This is a genomic window from Crocosphaera watsonii WH 8501, assembly GCF_000167195.1.
Lineage (GTDB): Bacteria > Cyanobacteriota > Cyanobacteriia > Cyanobacteriales > Microcystaceae > Crocosphaera > Crocosphaera watsonii.
In genome coordinates this window covers 275,641-291,678 of record NZ_AADV02000001.1, presented here as the reverse complement: position 1 = coordinate 291,678, position 16,038 = coordinate 275,641, and the positions used below count along the sequence as shown (strand labels likewise).

Here is a 16,038-nt window from a genome sequence, read left to right as displayed (position 1 = left end):
GTCATTCATCCCCACCTTGTAGAAGGATGGGGTATTCTGCCCGACATTAGGATAAAGTTACTTCTATTTTTTGCTGATTTATTTGATGACTAGCATAGGTTTGATAACGCTTAATTTCCTGGGATACATTGTCAACACTTTGCCATTCTTCTTTTTTAACGCTTTCTAAAAGTTCTTTTTCTTCATGATTAAGGGAATTCATGATTTAATTAACCTCCTAAGTATTTTTTTGTCATTTTTCGACTCGGGATAATTGTTTTTAGAAATATCTCTAAGTCATTTTCCATAAAGAGAACAAGATAAGCATAATCGTCCATTTTAACAATAAAAATCTTTTGGTTGGGATATTTATCGGGGTTATAGTGTTTGATAACATCAAGGAGGTTTCCTTGTTCAATAGCTTGGATAATATTATCAAAGCTAATTCCTCTTTCTTGTTGTAGTTGTTGGTTTTTGTCCTTATTCTAGTTAAAGGGTTTCATTCAACTGATAACTGATCACTCCTTAATGATGGATAATTGTCATTCCGAGGAACTCCAAATCTCTTTAAGGTTTGAAAGTACCTCCTCGAATAAACCAACCAATAAACCCACTAAAAACAGCAGTTACAGTAATAATTAAAAACTGTCTCCAGTTCTTTAACTCTCCTACTTTTTCTGCTAAGTCAGGAATTTTATCAATAGAAGGTTTCCAGTCTTCTAAACGGGTTTCTACAATAGCTAATCTTTTATCAATCCCTGTTAACTGTTCTTTTAAATCAGCTTGACCTTTTTCTAACACTTTCTGATTATTTATGATCATCTCCAATGTCTTATTATTATCGATGATCAGTTCTTTTAATTCTTTTAGGTCGTTTTCTGTGACTGTTGACATTATGCTAGACTCAAATCAATGATAGTTTATGTTACTAATATATTATCCTATTTTTAGTAAGGTGGGCAGTGCATCGGCCTACAATCTAATGATCACTGATCACTGATCACTGATAACTGATAACTGAAAAAAATGCTATATTGTCTCAACCCTAGTTGCAACAAACCAGAAAATCCCGATAACAATAGAAAGTGTCATGGCTGTGGCGAAAAATTACCTCAAAGCAGTCAATAATATATTTTTCAAGTTCATTATAAAATCATTAAAAAACTTGGACAAGGAGCTTTTGGTAGAACATATTTAGCTGAAGATCAGCATTTAATGGATGAAAAAAGAGTCATTAAGAAGTTAGTAACTGTAATGCAAGGTGCTAACTTAAAGAAGGCACAAGAACTCTTTAAACGGGAAAAAAAACGTCTCTATGAATTAAATCATCCCCAAATCCCTAAACTTTATGCTTATTTTGAAGATAATAATGATTTTTATCTGGTTCAAGAATTTATTGAAGGTGATACATTATTTGATGAGGTTTGGCAAAAAGGGCGGTTTAGTGAAGGAAAAATTAAGCTATTTTTAAGAGAATTATTGCCTGTTTTGGACTATCTCCATAAACAAAAAATATTACACCGAGATATTAAACCAGAGAATATCATGCGTCGGGTTTCGACTAATAATTATGAATCAGGAAAAACAGCAGAATTAATATTGATAGATTTTGGTGCATCTAAACAAGTAAGTACCACCATGAAATCTATGGCAGGGAGTGTTATTTATACTCCAGGTTATGCACCAATGGAACAAATGCAAGGGAGAGCAAAACCTGCTAGTGATATTTATAGTTTAGGGGTAACAGCAGTTAGATTATTAACTCAATGTTTCCCCAATGATGAGGATGAATATGGCAATACTATTGATAAATTATTAGACGAAAATCATAGTGATTGGCGATGGAGAGAATACGCACAAGAACAAGGAATAACTATTAATCCAGGGTTAGCAGATATTTTAGATAAAATGTTGGCACAGAATATAAGCAACCGCTATCAAACAGCAGAGGCAGTATTAAATGACCTAAATAGTTTAGATACATCTCAAGTTACAAGTTCACCAATAGTAACACCTCAACCTCCAGTTAAAAAACAAGTTGCTAAGACTTTTGTTCCTTCTTCTTCCTCAGAAAAACAAGTTGCTAAGACTTTTGTTCCTTCTTCTTCCTCAGAAAAACAAGTTGCTAAGACTTTTGTTCCTTCTTCTTCCTCAGAAAAACCAATAGCTAAGACTTTTGTTCCTTCCTCTCCTCAAATACAAACCCCTCAACCTAAACCTGATCCATTAGAGATGATTTCCATTCTAACTATGAAGGTGCGCCTAATGATGGCAGTGCTTGGATGAAATTTGAAACCTTATATTTAGCTAAAAATAAGCAAAATTAATCATATTCAGTGCTGCGGAGCGTTTCTTGGGGCGAAAATCCTGTTTACTGCCGTTCCGCGTTTCGCAACGACGTCCTTAGGCGCGAAGTCCGCAACGTCAATTACGGTTTTCGGGTAGTATGTGTGTTCGGGAGAAATCTTTGACCCTTTACTCTTTTATCCTCTTGTTCTCTACCCTTTTCATTTTTTACCTTTGTGGTTTCCGCCGTCAGCCGGATCGATTTATTTATTATTGTTTTTTGTACTAAATATTTAGTACGGTAGGGGTCAACGGCCGTTGACCCCTACAAATAGGTTTTATTGGGTTTAATGTTGGGTTTGGGTTAAGGTTTCATTTAAACCACATATCATGAAATTAAGCAAAAAATTAGCAAACCCTCTCCCCGTAAGTCTAGTATAGTAATTTAGATGCTTAACAGCTTAAAAGGAATTTGACATACTCCACTGCCTAAAGGCGAGTGGGTTCTGATTCAACAATTACTTGTTGAAACCTACTCTCATACGAGGTAACTCAGGCTGACTGGTACTTACCTTACTAGGTCATACATCCATCTGTTTCCAGACACCCTGCCAATTCAGGGTTAGTCGTCACTTTCTGGGGGACCCCCAGTAGGTAGCTGAATATTGCTACAATCTGATTGTAACACAATTACGCCTGTTAGGGCGGGGTTTTAGACCCATTATTTTTCGATAAAAAATGGAAACCATAGATATTAATCAAGCATTACCTCAGATAAAAAAACTTCTGGAGATAGCATCAACAGGAGAAGAAATCATTATCACTGAAAATAATCAGCCAATGGTAAAATTAGTTTCAATAAAAAAGATAAAAAACGTCCTTCTCTTTTTGGAAGTGATAAAGATATTATTTCTATTAGTGATGACTTTGACGAACCCTTAGAAGACTTTAAGGACTATATGTAATGAAAGTATTATTAGATACTCATAGTTTAATTTGGTTCTTTTCTGGTCATCCTAACTTGAGTAATAGGGGTCGTCAAATCATGGATGATGTTAACCATCAAAAACTGATTAGTTTAGCCAGTGTATGGGAAATGGGAATAAAACAAAGCAAAGGTAAACTAAGTCTATCCTTACCATTAGAAGACTATATTAATGATAAAATTAAACTCGAAGACTTTGACTTATTACCAATCAAATTGAACCATTTAGCTTTAATTTCTACTTTACCCTTTCATCATAATGATCCATTTGATAGGTTATTGATCGCTCAAGGGATTACAGAAAATATTCCTATTTTAAGTAGAGATATAGCATTTTATTCTTATTCTGTTCAACGTTTATGGACTTAGTTAAAGTGAAAATAGAACTAAAAGAAATTAAAGAAAATCCGGAAATCTTAGAAGTTTTATCTAGAGATAGCCAAGAGATAATTATTACAAAAAATGCTCAAGCAATTTATAAACTAACTAGAATTAATCAACCAAGTTCTAAACGCCGTCATCGTGGCACTGCAAAGGGTTTAATAACAATTAGTAGTGATTTTGATGAACCAATAATATTATTATGTCCTGAGAAATTCTCATAAATCATTACTGATTGCTATATTTATTATTAAGTATTGCTAGTTTGTTTGAAATCGGTATTAAGGTTATTTCTGATAAAGGAGATCCCCTACGATCCCCCCTAACCCCCCTTAAAAAGGGGGGAATAATTGGCAAAGTAGTTATATTATATTTAATTACAAATATATCTTTTATATCCGTAACCATCAATATAAGGATATTTTGTTGTGTCAAGGGTACAATTATTTAACTCAATTTCTGCATTAAAATTAACTGCCCAAACTTCTAGGGGTTTAGACATATTATTAACTGTTTCTTGTAGCTTTATAGTTGATTGTGGATCATTATCTTGGGTTTGATGAATGAATAAAAATTCAGGATTTTCTCTTTCCTTATTGCCCCCCTTTAGAAAGGGGGGTTTGGGGGTATCAACCTTTAGAAAGGGGGGTTTGGGGGGATTACTAACTTTCTTTAATTCTAATCCTATTCCCATCATTTCCCCTACTTGGACTAAACTTTTGTGAGTGGTAGCAATAAGAACAGGTTGTGATGAATTTTCTTCAATAACTGATATTAATTGTTCAGGACGATAATATTTTTGATACCCTAAATTAATCAATACAGTTACTGCACCTAGAAATCCCATCAACCACACAGCATAAAAGGCTAATTTACCATTACAGTTCAACTTATCATACAATTTCCTCAATAAAATTAAAGGATTAATTGTTTCTTTTGCTTGTAATTGTTCATTTTCTTGTTTAATTTCGTGCCATAAAATACCTAAACTAAAACCCACTAATACTATCACCGCAGGAAAATAAGTAAAACTATAACGAGCAGCACGAGTTAAGTCAACGCCAACACCATAAGTTATGATTAAAAATAAAGCAATAACCCCACCAATAAATGTCATTAAAATTAACAGTGGAAGACGAAATTCATTCAATTTTAATCCTTTTTTTATACCTCTGATACTATAAGGAATTAACCAGATAAAAAATAACAGTAAAATTAAACCCGAAAGAATAACAATAGGAATAGAATCAGATTCAACTGGTAATAAAGAAATCATGGGAACCCAAACTGCTAATAACTGCAAGGGGGGACTAATAGCATATAAAATATGACTTAAGGGATGAATCCAAGTAATCATATTATTACCGTAACCATGAGAAATGGCTAACAACATCCAGACTAAACCAGTAGCAGATGTTCCGAGAATAGCTGCTAAAATACGGATGATATTTCGTTTACTTAACTGTGAAAAATTGTTTCTATATTTAGCATAAATCAGAACAGCTAAGGTTATAACTTCTGAGATGAGAGTTAAAACAAAGAAATAATGAACCGATAAACCCAAACTATTAACCAAAATCCAGCTAAATACTAACCATAAAGGAATAATAGACTGTTGATAAAGATGTCTAAGAGTGAGTATTAAACATATTAAAGAAGCAATCACAAATAAAATACTTAAGGTGTAATGACGGGCTTCCTGTGCCAAGAAAATACCAAAAGGAGAAACCGCCATTAAACTAGCACTTATTTGCCCAATTAACCGAGAATTAAAAGCAATTTTTCCTAAAAAGTAAACCCCAGGAATAGATAAAATTCCCAACAAAGCAGGAAGCGATCTCACCACCCCCACATCCACATATTCCCCCACATCTTGCCATAAATGAACCCATAAATGAACTAAAACAAAATATAAAGGAGGATGATTATCTTCTTGTAGCAATAAAGAAACAACATTACCTATTCCTACGTCGCCACTAACACGAAGTGGTTGCAAAAGGGTATCCAATGAAATAACCTGATTCAGAGGAACCGACCGGAAATCATTTCCTAAACTAAACACCATTGTGGCAAATTCATCGGTCCAAGGGGGTTTAGCGTCCAAATTTGTAAAGCGGAGAACACCACCAATAACCATCCATAACCCTAATAATACCCAATCATTGACTTGGGACAACTTATTTATCCACTGTTTAGACGACTCAACTTTTAACACAGAAAATCCTCACAACCAAACTTTAAATAAAATAACCTAAATTTACACTATGCAGCTTATAGATTGGATTATTATTTTAATTTATCTCTTTGGGACGATGGCCTTGGGGTTATTGTTGTCCCATCAAGAAACTAAAACTGATGACGAAGACGACAAACCGACAAGTATAGTTTACAACTTCATAGCTGGAAGAAACCTCCCTTGGTGGTTAGCTGGTACCAGTATGGCCGCTACGACATTTTCTATCGATACCCCTTTGTATATTTGCGGTGTGGTTGCTACTCGGGGTATTGCAGGAAACTGGGAATGGTGGAGTTTTGGTATCGCCCACATTGTTCTAATTTATGTGTTTGCAGGGCTGTGGAGACGGTCGGAAATGGTCACGGACGCTGAATTAACAGAATTACGCTACGGTGGGCGTACAGCAGCCATTTTACGGGCAACCAAGGCATTTTTATTCGCGGTTCCTATCAATTGTATTGGTATCGGTTACGCTATGTTAGCTATGGTTAAGGTGGTGGACGCTTTGCAGTTATGGCAAAGTTTGGGTTTTGATCCTGGAGAAGCAACCAAACTCTGGACAGTGATCGCTTTGAGTGTTTTTGTTTTAATTTATACCGGAGTTTCAGGACTTTGGGGTGTAGTTGTTACGGACTTTTTCCAATTTTTCTTAGGACTATTTGGGGCGATGTTAGTGGCAGTTATTGCGGTGAATGATGCGGGAGGAGTGCGTGAATTAATTCCTAATGTTCAACAAATAACTGATTTTGATGTTTTATCGTTTATTCCTATCACCAATAATGGCGGTTTAAACTTTACTTGGAACGATGCTGCCGGTATTACAGCCACTACATTTTCAGCTTATATATTTGTGCAATGGTGGTCTTTTCGTCGCAGTGATGGGGGTGGAGAATTTGTGCAAAGATTGTTAGCAGTGAAAGGAGAAACTGACGAAGCAGCTAAAAAAGAAGCAGAAAAGGCTACTTGGTTTTTTAACATTCTCCACTACATTGTTAGAACTTGGCCTTGGATTATTACTGCTTTAGCTGCAATGGTTTTATTACCTAATTTAGAAGATGCAGAATTAGCTTATCCTACCTTGATGTTAAACTATTTACCTTCGGTAGTTTTGGGGTTAGTGGTTGCTTCTTTAATCGCTGCTTTTATGAGTACCATTTCCACATCTATTAATTGGGGTGCTTCTTATTTAACTAATGATTTATATCGTCGTTTTTTCCGTCCTGATGCGACGGATCAAGAGTTAACCGATGCGGTGAGATTAGCATCTCTTTTAGTGACGGTTTTAGGTTCAATTGCTGCTTTTTATGCAACGGATGTTCGGACAGTATTTCGTTTAGTAATTGCCATTGGAACTGGTCCCGGACTTGTCTTAATTTTACGTTGGTTTTGGTGGCGAATTAATGCCGCAGCAGAATTATCAGCCATGGTTACAGGGTTTTTAATTGGTTTAGTTACAACTATTAATCCTGCCATTAATAATATTTTTCCTGACTTTGGTTGGCGGTTACTAGGAATTTCCGTGTTAACAGCATTGGTATGGATAACGGTTATGTATTTAACCCCTCCCGAAGATGAACAAACTTTATTAAATTTCTACGAGAAGGTTCGTCCTGGGGGAATAGGTTGGCAATATCAACAATACAAAAGCGGTTTAGAACCAGCACAAAATTTACAAAATGATCTCTTAAAAGTGGTAGCAGCTACTTTAGTTATGTTTGGTAGTATGTTTGCCATCGGCGGATTTTTACTACTACAATCTATCACTGGATTTGTCTCCTTAACCATTGCTATTATTGGAGGCTTTTGGTTACGAAAATTGAGTAAAAAACGGACTCTGCCGATGCAAGATCCAGAATTCCATGATGTTTATTAAATGTTAATACTTTGTCAGGGGAAAATAAAAAATTTTTCCTTAAAATTTCATATAAAAATATCAAGGTTTCTACCTCCTTTTGAAGGAATAGTTAGTAACCTGAGTTCTATAGCAATCAGTTATCAGTTGTGAGAATTAAGTGAATGCTGATCCCCCCTAACCCCCAAACCCCCCTTATTAAGGGGGGAACTAAAGGGGGGATATTTAGTATTTCATGAATCTAGGAGTTTCGCATTGACAAAAGAGCGTAAATATGCAGATGATGTTTTCAGGTGATCGCTAATGAAGGAGAAAAATCATAAGACTTCGGAGTAAACCATCAACAGCCCAATGTAATCTAGATCAATATACATACTTCTTGCTCTCAGAGCCAAAATACACAGGTTGCTGCCGTTTAGCTGAGATTTTAGAAATTTCTCGTCATAGCACCAATAGATTCTTACTAAGAGAGCAATATGAACCAATAGATTTATTTAGAGAAGTTCAAGGAAACCTTAATTTGATTGGAGGAGTGTTAAGTGGGGATGATACCGTTATTGAAAAACACTACTCTCAAGTAGGAAAAGCTCATTTAATCAACTATTATTGGTCAGGAAAACATCAAAAAGCCATCAAAGGAATTAACTTAATTACTTTGTATTATACTGACTATGATGGAAAATCAATGCCTATTAATTATCGCCTTTATGATCCTCTAGATAATAAAACAAAAAATGATTACTTAAGAGAGATGATCGTAGAAGTAATCAAGTGGGGGGTAAAACCTTCTACTATAACGACAGACTGTTGGTATTCTTCTAAAGAGAATTTAAGATTTTTTAGAGACAAAGAACTGAATTTTCAAGTAGGAATAGCCAAAAATAGACAAGTAAAAGTAGAAGGAGGTAAATATCAAAGAGTAGAGGAGTTGGAAATTCCTAATAATGGATTGATAGTAATTATCAAAGAATTCGGAAAAGTAAAAATATTTAAGAGGACTTTTAAACACGGAAGTTGTCGTTATTATGCTACTTTTCTATATGATGAATCTAAACTTATGGATTGGAAGCGCGATGATTTTAGAGAGTTACAAACTATTCATTGGGGAATAGAATGCTATCATAGAGCTTTAAAACAATTGTGTGGATTATCTAAGTTTCAAGTAAGAACGAAAAAAGCTATTGTTACTCATATTTTCTGTTCTTTAAGAGCATTTTGTCAATTGGAACTGATGAGAATTAAAGCAACTATAGAGTCTTGGTATTCTCTCCAAAGAGAGCTTTCTTTAAAAGTGGCACGGGAGTTTATTTTAGAACAATTATCTCCCACTAATTCTTTGACAGCATAATTTTTATTTTCTGTCAATGCGAAACTTCTAAGTTATTCTGTTATAAAGGTACAGAACGGGCTACACACTTATACTTGGTACAAGCTTTCTAGCCCAACGAATCACACCCGAACATTAAGGGCATTCTACAGATTACCGTTTTGGGATAAATAATCAACATTTCTTGTTCTGCTTTTACTTTTTGTTCTCCATAGTAACTAATAGGAGAAACGGGATCGCTTTCCTTATAAGCAGGATTTAAACCATCAAAAACTAAATCAGTTGAGGTGAAAACACAAGGGATATTGACATCAGCGCATAATTTAGCAATATTCCCCGAAGCAGTTACATTTATTTTATAGGAATCTTCTGGATTATTTTGACAATAATTAGGCTTTGATGCTGCTGCTAAATGAATTACTGCATCGGGTTTTATCTGCTTAAATATTGTCTGTAATTCATCAATATTTGTAACATCAACCTTGACAAAGTTAATATTTTTTGAATCAAGTTTATGGTTATAATAACTGCCATAAACTTGCCAATTTTCTTGAGCATACTGACAAAGATTATAACCAAGAAATCCGCTTGCACCTGTAACTAAAAGTTTTTTCATCTTACTCTATCCTTAAATGTAGGGTGGGCAAAACTAATATCTATTACTACCTGTTCTAAAATTGTTTATAATTTGCCCACCTGATCTCATTCTATCCTTAAATGTAGGGTGGGCAAAACTAATATCTATTACTAACTTTTCTAAAACTGTTGATAATACGACCACCAAATTAACTATCGTAGACGTTTTCCTCATAAAGTTAACCTTTCCATTGAATCAATAATTGTGTAATCTGATCTAGATACTTCCTCATTTCTTTCTAATAGAAAAGGATTAATCCCAACAGACTTTGCACCATCATAATCTTCTTTTCTACTATCTCCAATATGCCAAGTTTCTTCTGGTTTACAATTATGTTTTTCTAAAGCTTTAATAAAGATATGAGAATCAGGTTTTGCTTTTCCTGTGGTAGAAGAAATGGTTATAGTTTGGAAAAAATTAGTTAAGCCAAAAATATCTAGTACCTCATATATTCTACTATCAAAATTTGAGATAATCCCTAATGTTATGCCCTGCTTTTGCCAATGTTGTAAAGCAGGGAAAACATCCGTATAAAGAAACCAAGGATGAGGGGTGGCAAAATAATCATAAAGTTGTCTAAAAAAGCCATCAAAATCACTAAATTGATCTATGACATTTGCCTCTGTATAAGTATCATAAGCCACCCGATACCACCATTGATATTCTAAGTCTGGAACCATCATAATGTCCACCCCCTGAAAAGCTAAAGGAGGAGCTTTTTTAAACTGTTGATAAAACACTTTTTCTAAAAGGGAAGCATCACACTCTACCCCAACCTCTGCAGCGAGATAACGATACACTTCCCCTACACTTCCTTTCACCCCAAATAAAGTGCCAACAGCGTCTAAAAAAATGACTTTTGGTTGTTTCATAAACCCTCTATTTTTTTCTTAACCTTCTAACTATTATAATAACAAGTCAGTTAATGGTTTAGTCATCCAATTAATACCAACGTTGATTTGATGTTTTAGGGTTGGTAAACGGTATAAATAAACTAATCTTCTGGCAATATAACCTAACGAGCCATCCAAGTTAACTCCTAATCCTGATAATGTAGCATTATCTATTCCCAGAGCCATCATTTCTCCTAATGGTTGATAAGCAAAAGGTAACAGTGGACGCTCAGTAATCGAAGCCCAAAGATTCCAAGCACAATAATCAGACTGTTGAAAAGCTGTCTGTGCCGTTGCAGGAATTGGCTCCTTAGATTCATCATAATAAGCTGCTAAATCACCAATAGCAAAAATTTCAGGATGCTCAATGGCTTGTAATTCAGGGGTTATTTTTAATAGTCCATTACTTGTCTTTTCTAACGGTAATTCTTTGACCATTTCGATAACTTGAGTTCCCACAGTCCACAATACTAAATCAACAGGAATGCTATCAATCTTTCCTTTATAAGATAAAGAAACACTATCGAAACTAACTTGAGTGACTTCTGTTTCTAGATCGATAAAAACTCTTCGAGACTCTAAGGCATTTTCGGCAACTTCTCGGTTAAATTCGGGAGAGTTGCTGAGTATTTTATCTCCTCTTTCAACCAATCTAATTCGCCCTGTATCCCCTAAACGATCTGCAAATTTACAAGCCAACTCTACACCGCTATATCCGCCCCCAACTACAGCAATACGAATTTTCTCTGCTTTTTTATCTTCTAATAAGCGTAATCTTTCTTTGATACGATAAGCATCTTCTAAAGTACGAAAAGGAATGGCATAATCTTTAACACCACTAAAATTATCTAAGGGAGTTTTTCCCCCCATTGCTAACACCAAACGGTCATAATGTAGACTATTATGATTATCCAATTCTAGTTGTTTGTTTTCGATATTAATACCAGTGACACAACCCTGATGAAAGCGAATCGGTGTATCTGCTAAAAGTTCCTCATAAGGGGGGGCTATTTCCCACGTTTGCATCTCTTCTGTTATTAACTCATAGAGAAGGGGAGTAAATAAGAAGCGATCGCTTTTATCAATTAAGATAATTTCAGGAGTCTGATCCTCTTCCCAAGTAAACTGGGTGAGACGTAAAGCAGTGTACAGTCCCCCAAACCCTCCCCCAACAATGCAAATGCGTAATGGTTGTTCACTCATAAATTGCCTTTATGATACGGTTCATAATATATCTTAACATTTTAGAGAATCAATGATTAACATCGTTTCGGCAAATGAATGCTGATACCCGTAGCTACAACCATCCTAGTTGTAGAGTCTAGAATACTGTTACGACTCACATTTGAAGCAAAAATAAGAAAAAAGGGGAATAAAATGATTTTACTCCCCTAAAAAATTTGCTCTAGATCATCTTGCAACGCTCTAATTAATTAGGCACTTGTGTGATCATTTTCATTAGCTTCACGGGGTTGTATGATACCAAAACCACCATGATTTCTCATGTAGATAACATTAATTTCCTCGGTTTCTTGATTACGAAACATATAGAAATCATGATCTACTAATTCTAGTTGATGTTTTGCTTCTTCAATGGACATTGACGGCATAGCAAAATATTTCATGCGAATTACTTCGGGAGGTAATTCTGCCTGGCGATCGCCGATCAAATCTTCTGAAACTTCTTTTTCTGGCAAAACTTCTGGCAATTTTGCAGAAGATTGGGGTTTATGATTACTTACTTTCTCTTTATATTTACGAAGCTGACGAGAAATTTTATCGGAAACTAAATCAATACTTGCATAAAGATTTTCACTACCTTCTTGGGCCCGAATCACTGTACCATTAGCATAAACCGTTACTTCGGCCTTATGCTTATCAGTAATACGAGCATTTTTAGCAACAGATAAATGAACATCAACTTTTGTAGTAAAAGTTTGATAATGTTTGACTGCCTTTTCTAGTTTTTGTTTAACGTAATCATTGATCGATTCGGTTACATCAATATTATTGCCTTGAATTAAAAGCTTCATACTCAATACTCCATTCGTTGTTTCGCTGTTGTAGAATTAAAAGAGAAAACTGAGGATAATTCCTCTCCTTTTTGCTGAGATAGACTAATCCCTATCATCGGATTAATTCAATAACAATGGAGTCGGATACCTTGGTTGATTCATAAATTCCTTGACCTCTTTTCTACTCTCTTAATCGGTTTTGCTTGATTGCTTAATTTAACCTAGATTAAGATATTCTAATGATAGAAGGGCGAGAGTTCAATAATAGCTTAAATAGTCTTATTTCTCTCCCTGATCCCAGTCCCTAATCTTCACCCCAAAACACTCGTTAGTTGGCTAGGGGAAGAACTGCTGAGAAAAACCTCTTTTGGTGGCGTTTCTTTCAATGCCTTTCTCCAAAACAAACTCTGTATACTTTTAGCCTAACACTTTGTATTGTTCTAAACATAGGTCTTTGTTTTCTTTTTATTTTCCTTTGCATCTCTTTATATTTCTTAAATATTTGCTGTCAAAACTTTGTCAATAGTTATGTATACTGCAACTTCATTTAAACCCAGACGGTGTATACTGCAAAAATTAGGTACAACTCCCTACGAAGCGGCCTGGGAGATACAGCGATCGCTTGTTAAGCAACGTCTAGACGATCCTAGCTTAGAGGACACCCTATTATTGTTAGAACATCCTCCCGTTTATACATTAGGAACAGGTTCTAGTACCAAGTTTATCAAATTTGACCCGAAACAGAGCGAAATTCCAGTATATCGCACAGAAAGAGGAGGAGAAGTCACCTACCATTGTCCGGGTCAATTAGTAGGTTATCCTATCCTTAATTTACGATATTATCAACAGGATTTACACTGGTATTTAAGACAACTAGAAGAAGTGATTATTCAAGTTTTAAAGCATTATCAACTTACAGGAGAAAGAATTCCAGGATTAACAGGGGTTTGGGTTAATAATTGCAAAGTTGCAGCTATTGGGATTAAAGTTAAACGTTGGGTAACAATGCACGGATTTTCTATTAATGTTTGTCCAGAGTTACAAGGTTTTCAAAATATTATTCCTTGTGGTATTGAAGATAAACCCGTGGGTAGCTTACAGCAATTTACACCTGGAATTAGTTTAGAAGAAATAGAAGCAAAAGTTATTGAAATCTTTTCCAAAGTATTTGAAATTGAACTGATATAAGTTTTCTCAATCAACTATTATAATAGCAAGAAAAGACTCATTTCCATTATTAACTCCTGAAGAATACTTCTTATGAAAGGAAAAAAAAAGAAAAACATGAATATATTAATGGTGAAATTTATGCCATGGGTGGTGGTAGAGTTAAGAATGGTCCCATAGCGATCCGTTTTCTAACAATATTGGAAACACATTTAGAAAATAGTAACTGTATAACAGGCAATTCTGACATCAAAATAAAAATTAAGGAAAATCTTCTTTTAACCAATCAGCAAATTCCTCGGTAAAACTATCATTTAAAATAGCCTCACGAATGCGTTGGGTAAACCTCACTAATTCTGTTACATTGTGCAACGATAGGAGGATATAACCGAGCATTTCCCGCGATCTCACTAAATGATTTAAATAAGCTCTAGAAAAGTTTTTACAAACGTAACAAGGACATTCAGGGTCTAAAGGGCTAAAATCTTCTCTAAATCGGGCATTTTTGAGGTTCCAGCGTTCCCCTCGTACCAATGCCGTCCCATGACGACCAAAACGAGTGGGAATAACACAATCAAATAAATCGATCCCAGAAGCGATCGCCATCGCCATCTCCTTATAAGTTCCCACCCCCATCAAATAACGGGGTTTAGACTCAGGGAGCAAGGGAGTGGTAAATTTAACGATGTCACGGACTAAGGCCGGTTCTTCCCCCACACTCACCCCACCAATGGCATATCCGGGTAAATCTAAAGGAATTAAAGCAGATACCGCATCCGATCGCAACTTAGGATAGGTTCCCCCTTGAACAATGCCAAATAAACCCTGATCCTGGGGTCTCTGATGGGCTTTGATGCACCTTTCTAACCAGCGATACGTCCGATCGGTTGCTGCTGCTACAGCGTCATAATCAGCGTCTCCTGGGGGACATTCATCAAAAGCCATGATCACGTCTGCACCCAAAGCATTTTGAATATGGATAGATCGTTCAGGGGTTAACTCGATGATGCTACCATCCCGAGGAGAACGAAAAGTAACACCAATTTCTCTAATTTTTCGGAGTTTGCTGAGGCTAAAAACTTGAAAGCCCCCAGAATCGGTTAAAATAGGACCATTCCACCCCATAAAGCTATGCAAACCTCCGGCAGCTTCCACAATCTTTTCCCCTGGTTGTAGATGTAGGTGATAAGTGTTGGCTAAAATCATCTGTGCGCCCGTTGTTTCCAGTTGTGCCGGGGTTAACCCTTTCACCGTTGCTAGGGTTCCTACAGGCATGAATCTAGGGGTTTCTACGATACCATGAGGGGTTGACCAAGTTCCGACTCTGGCTTGAGTATGAAGACATTTTTTTTGTAGTTGAAAAGAAAAGACCATATTTCAGTTATCGGTTATCAGTTACCAGTTATCAGTTATCAATTATTCATTATTTCCACTTCATCTCCAACTTTTAAGGAGCTTTCTTGTTGTAGGTTGATGATTTTTGTGTTAACGCTTACTCGATAGAAATGATTAAACTGGCTAGGGTTTACCCAACTGGGTAAGGTTTCTTTTCTTTTGGTTATAAGTTGTTTTTGAAAGTTGTTTGTTATTGTTCCTATATAAGAGTCTTTTGTCGGAACAATACATCTTTGACAAGGATGAATACCTTGAAAATTAACATTACCGATCCTAAAATCGACCCATTCATTTTTATTGGCAAACAATTGATCTTCCCAAAAAGCCGACACTCCATTAATTTCTAAATTTGCTCTGAATCTTCTTCTTATTTCCTCTATTGTTAGGTCAGGAAACCACTGAGCAATGGTTTGTAAGGTGGCTTTACTAATAATAGTTGGTCCAGAGGCGTTACTATCATCAGGAAAGCCAGTGAATTTATTTTCTTTTAAATACACCAAACAACCAAAATAGTCACTTAAGAAAATTTCTATTTGTTTCATTTCCCGTTGTAAATCAAAGGTTTGCTTTAAGTTATTATCTCTATGTTCCAAAGTAACTTGACTTAAACTATTATTATAAGTTGCTCTGAGTTTATATATTTTGTTGTTACTTTTGGCATTAATTAACTTTTTTCCTTCAGTAAAAATTGCCCATTGTCTGTCATATTTTAAAGCACCGCCTTTGAGCAGTGTTGCTTGCGAAATAGATAAACCATCTAAAGATTTAATGGGATAGATGATGATTTTGTCTAGAAAAGGTTTTTGGTTGATTAACTCCATACTGTCATCACTGTATTGAACCTCCCGTCGCGAGAGGCGCGAGGGATTCCCATATAGACTTTTA

Annotated in this window: 16 protein-coding genes and 2 pseudogenes; 9 read left to right on the top strand and 9 right to left on the bottom strand. The window is 35.5% G+C overall.

Features of this window, described 5'->3' with window-relative positions; genetic code table 11:
* Nucleotides 1–46: 46 nt before the first annotated feature.
* Both CWATDRAFT_RS36860 and CWATDRAFT_RS01500 read right to left on the bottom strand, forming a co-directional pair.
* Complete coding sequence (locus CWATDRAFT_RS36860) at nucleotides 47–202, bottom strand: hypothetical protein (protein ID WP_157134024.1); 156 nt, start codon at nucleotides 200–202, stop codon at nucleotides 47–49.
* Between the two features lie 344 nt (nucleotides 203–546).
* Entirely contained in the window at nucleotides 547–873 is a 327-nt protein-coding gene (locus CWATDRAFT_RS01500) for a hypothetical protein (RefSeq protein ID WP_007303315.1), read from the bottom strand.
* Between the two features lie 132 nt (nucleotides 874–1,005).
* On the opposite strand from CWATDRAFT_RS01500, the gene CWATDRAFT_RS41265 reads away from it, so the two are divergent.
* The 5 genes and pseudogenes from CWATDRAFT_RS41265 (at nucleotide 1,006) to CWATDRAFT_RS01480 (ending at nucleotide 3,855) form a co-directional block, all read left to right on the top strand.
* Complete coding sequence (locus tag CWATDRAFT_RS41265; RefSeq protein ID WP_007308919.1) at nucleotides 1,006–1,107, top strand: 4-Cys prefix domain-containing protein; 102 nt, start codon at nucleotides 1,006–1,008, stop codon at nucleotides 1,105–1,107.
* A 3-nt stretch (nucleotides 1,108–1,110) separates the two neighbouring features.
* A complete protein-coding gene (locus CWATDRAFT_RS01495; RefSeq protein ID WP_326997395.1) occupies nucleotides 1,111–2,265 on the top strand; it encodes a serine/threonine-protein kinase in 1,155 nt (384 codons plus the stop codon).
* Nucleotides 2,266–3,003: 738 nt separating this feature from the next.
* Nucleotides 3,004–3,230 (top strand): annotated as a pseudogene (locus CWATDRAFT_RS01490) (type II toxin-antitoxin system Phd/YefM family antitoxin).
* A complete protein-coding gene (locus CWATDRAFT_RS01485; RefSeq protein ID WP_007303313.1) occupies nucleotides 3,230–3,619 on the top strand; it encodes a type II toxin-antitoxin system VapC family toxin in 390 nt (129 codons plus the stop codon). The pseudogene CWATDRAFT_RS01490 and the gene CWATDRAFT_RS01485 overlap by 1 nt, the downstream one beginning before the upstream one ends.
* Nucleotides 3,610–3,855 carry a type II toxin-antitoxin system Phd/YefM family antitoxin gene (locus CWATDRAFT_RS01480; protein WP_007303312.1) on the top strand — a complete coding sequence of 82 codons (246 nt, stop codon included), beginning with the start codon at nucleotides 3,610–3,612 and terminating at the stop codon, nucleotides 3,853–3,855. Before CWATDRAFT_RS01485 ends, CWATDRAFT_RS01480 begins: the two co-directional genes overlap by 10 nt.
* Before the next feature lie 149 nt (nucleotides 3,856–4,004).
* Here CWATDRAFT_RS01480 and CWATDRAFT_RS01475 read toward each other — a convergent pair whose 3' ends face one another.
* Nucleotides 4,005–5,846 carry a glycosyltransferase family 39 protein gene (locus tag CWATDRAFT_RS01475; protein ID WP_007303311.1) on the bottom strand — a complete coding sequence of 614 codons (1,842 nt, stop codon included), beginning with the start codon at nucleotides 5,844–5,846 and terminating at the stop codon, nucleotides 4,005–4,007.
* A 49-nt stretch (nucleotides 5,847–5,895) separates the two neighbouring features.
* Between CWATDRAFT_RS01475 and CWATDRAFT_RS01470 the strand changes: the two genes are divergently transcribed.
* Nucleotides 5,896–7,740: a sodium:solute symporter family protein gene (locus CWATDRAFT_RS01470; protein ID WP_007303310.1), complete on the top strand. Its 1,845-nt coding sequence runs from the start codon at nucleotides 5,896–5,898 to the stop codon at nucleotides 7,738–7,740.
* Nucleotides 7,741–8,038: 298 nt separating this feature from the next.
* A complete protein-coding gene (locus CWATDRAFT_RS01465) occupies nucleotides 8,039–9,067 on the top strand; it encodes an IS701 family transposase (protein WP_071892110.1) in 1,029 nt (342 codons plus the stop codon).
* Nucleotides 9,068–9,164: 97 nt separating this feature from the next.
* Here CWATDRAFT_RS01465 and CWATDRAFT_RS01460 read toward each other — a convergent pair.
* From CWATDRAFT_RS01460 to hpf, 4 genes and pseudogenes are all read right to left on the bottom strand, one after another.
* Nucleotides 9,165–9,662, bottom strand: a pseudogene (locus tag CWATDRAFT_RS01460) (SDR family oxidoreductase); the annotation flags it as partial.
* A gap of 191 nt (nucleotides 9,663–9,853) precedes the next feature.
* Nucleotides 9,854–10,555, bottom strand: coding sequence for an HAD-IA family hydrolase (locus CWATDRAFT_RS01455; protein ID WP_007303307.1), 702 nt, complete (start codon nucleotides 10,553–10,555; stop codon nucleotides 9,854–9,856).
* A 33-nt stretch (nucleotides 10,556–10,588) separates the two neighbouring features.
* Nucleotides 10,589–11,779, bottom strand: a complete 1,191-nt coding sequence (locus CWATDRAFT_RS01450) for an NAD(P)/FAD-dependent oxidoreductase (protein ID WP_007303306.1) — start codon at nucleotides 11,777–11,779, stop codon at nucleotides 10,589–10,591.
* Between the two features lie 230 nt (nucleotides 11,780–12,009).
* Nucleotides 12,010–12,609, bottom strand: a complete 600-nt coding sequence (gene hpf / locus CWATDRAFT_RS01445) for a ribosome hibernation-promoting factor, HPF/YfiA family (RefSeq protein WP_007303305.1) — start codon at nucleotides 12,607–12,609, stop codon at nucleotides 12,010–12,012.
* 510 nt (nucleotides 12,610–13,119) lie between these two features.
* On the opposite strand from hpf, the gene lipB reads away from it, so the two are divergent.
* Both lipB and CWATDRAFT_RS39195 read left to right on the top strand, forming a co-directional pair.
* Nucleotides 13,120–13,779 carry a lipoyl(octanoyl) transferase LipB gene (lipB, locus tag CWATDRAFT_RS01440; protein WP_007303304.1) on the top strand — a complete coding sequence of 220 codons (660 nt, stop codon included), beginning with the start codon at nucleotides 13,120–13,122 and terminating at the stop codon, nucleotides 13,777–13,779.
* Nucleotides 13,780–13,904: 125 nt separating this feature from the next.
* Nucleotides 13,905–14,063 (top strand): hypothetical protein, encoded by a 159-nt coding sequence (locus tag CWATDRAFT_RS39195; protein WP_007308906.1) that lies wholly within the window; start codon nucleotides 13,905–13,907, stop codon nucleotides 14,061–14,063.
* On the opposite strand, the gene tgt is transcribed toward CWATDRAFT_RS39195, so the two are convergent.
* On the bottom strand, nucleotides 14,020–15,132 hold the full coding sequence (gene tgt, locus CWATDRAFT_RS01435; RefSeq protein WP_007303303.1) for a tRNA guanosine(34) transglycosylase Tgt: 1,113 nt from the start codon (nucleotides 15,130–15,132) through the stop codon (nucleotides 14,020–14,022). The two genes, CWATDRAFT_RS39195 and tgt, sit on opposite strands and share 44 nt — an antisense overlap.
* Before the next feature lie 38 nt (nucleotides 15,133–15,170).
* Complete coding sequence (locus tag CWATDRAFT_RS01430; RefSeq protein ID WP_007303302.1) at nucleotides 15,171–15,974, bottom strand: MOSC domain-containing protein; 804 nt, start codon at nucleotides 15,972–15,974, stop codon at nucleotides 15,171–15,173.
* Between the last annotated feature and the right edge of the window lie 64 nt (nucleotides 15,975–16,038).

Coding starts and splice junctions, on each gene's coding strand:
- CWATDRAFT_RS36860 (WP_157134024.1), bottom strand. CDS start 202: ATGAATTCCCTTAATCATGAAGAAAAAGAACTTTTAGAAAGCGTTAAA.
- CWATDRAFT_RS01500 (WP_007303315.1), bottom strand. CDS start 873: ATGTCAACAGTCACAGAAAACGACCTAAAAGAATTAAAAGAACTGATC.
- CWATDRAFT_RS41265 (WP_007308919.1), top strand. CDS start 1,006: ATGCTATATTGTCTCAACCCTAGTTGCAACAAACCAGAAAATCCCGAT.
- CWATDRAFT_RS01485 (WP_007303313.1), top strand. CDS start 3,230: ATGAAAGTATTATTAGATACTCATAGTTTAATTTGGTTCTTTTCTGGT.
- CWATDRAFT_RS01480 (WP_007303312.1), top strand. CDS start 3,610: ATGGACTTAGTTAAAGTGAAAATAGAACTAAAAGAAATTAAAGAAAAT.
- CWATDRAFT_RS01470 (WP_007303310.1), top strand. CDS start 5,896: ATGCAGCTTATAGATTGGATTATTATTTTAATTTATCTCTTTGGGACG.
- CWATDRAFT_RS01455 (WP_007303307.1), bottom strand. CDS start 10,555: ATGAAACAACCAAAAGTCATTTTTTTAGACGCTGTTGGCACTTTATTT.
- CWATDRAFT_RS01450 (WP_007303306.1), bottom strand. CDS start 11,779: ATGAGTGAACAACCATTACGCATTTGCATTGTTGGGGGAGGGTTTGGG.
- hpf (WP_007303305.1), bottom strand. CDS start 12,609: ATGAAGCTTTTAATTCAAGGCAATAATATTGATGTAACCGAATCGATC.
- lipB (WP_007303304.1), top strand. CDS start 13,120: ATGTATACTGCAACTTCATTTAAACCCAGACGGTGTATACTGCAAAAA.
- CWATDRAFT_RS39195 (WP_007308906.1), top strand. CDS start 13,905: ATGGGTGGTGGTAGAGTTAAGAATGGTCCCATAGCGATCCGTTTTCTA.
- tgt (WP_007303303.1), bottom strand. CDS start 15,132: ATGGTCTTTTCTTTTCAACTACAAAAAAAATGTCTTCATACTCAAGCC.
- CWATDRAFT_RS01430 (WP_007303302.1), bottom strand. CDS start 15,974: ATGGAGTTAATCAACCAAAAACCTTTTCTAGACAAAATCATCATCTAT.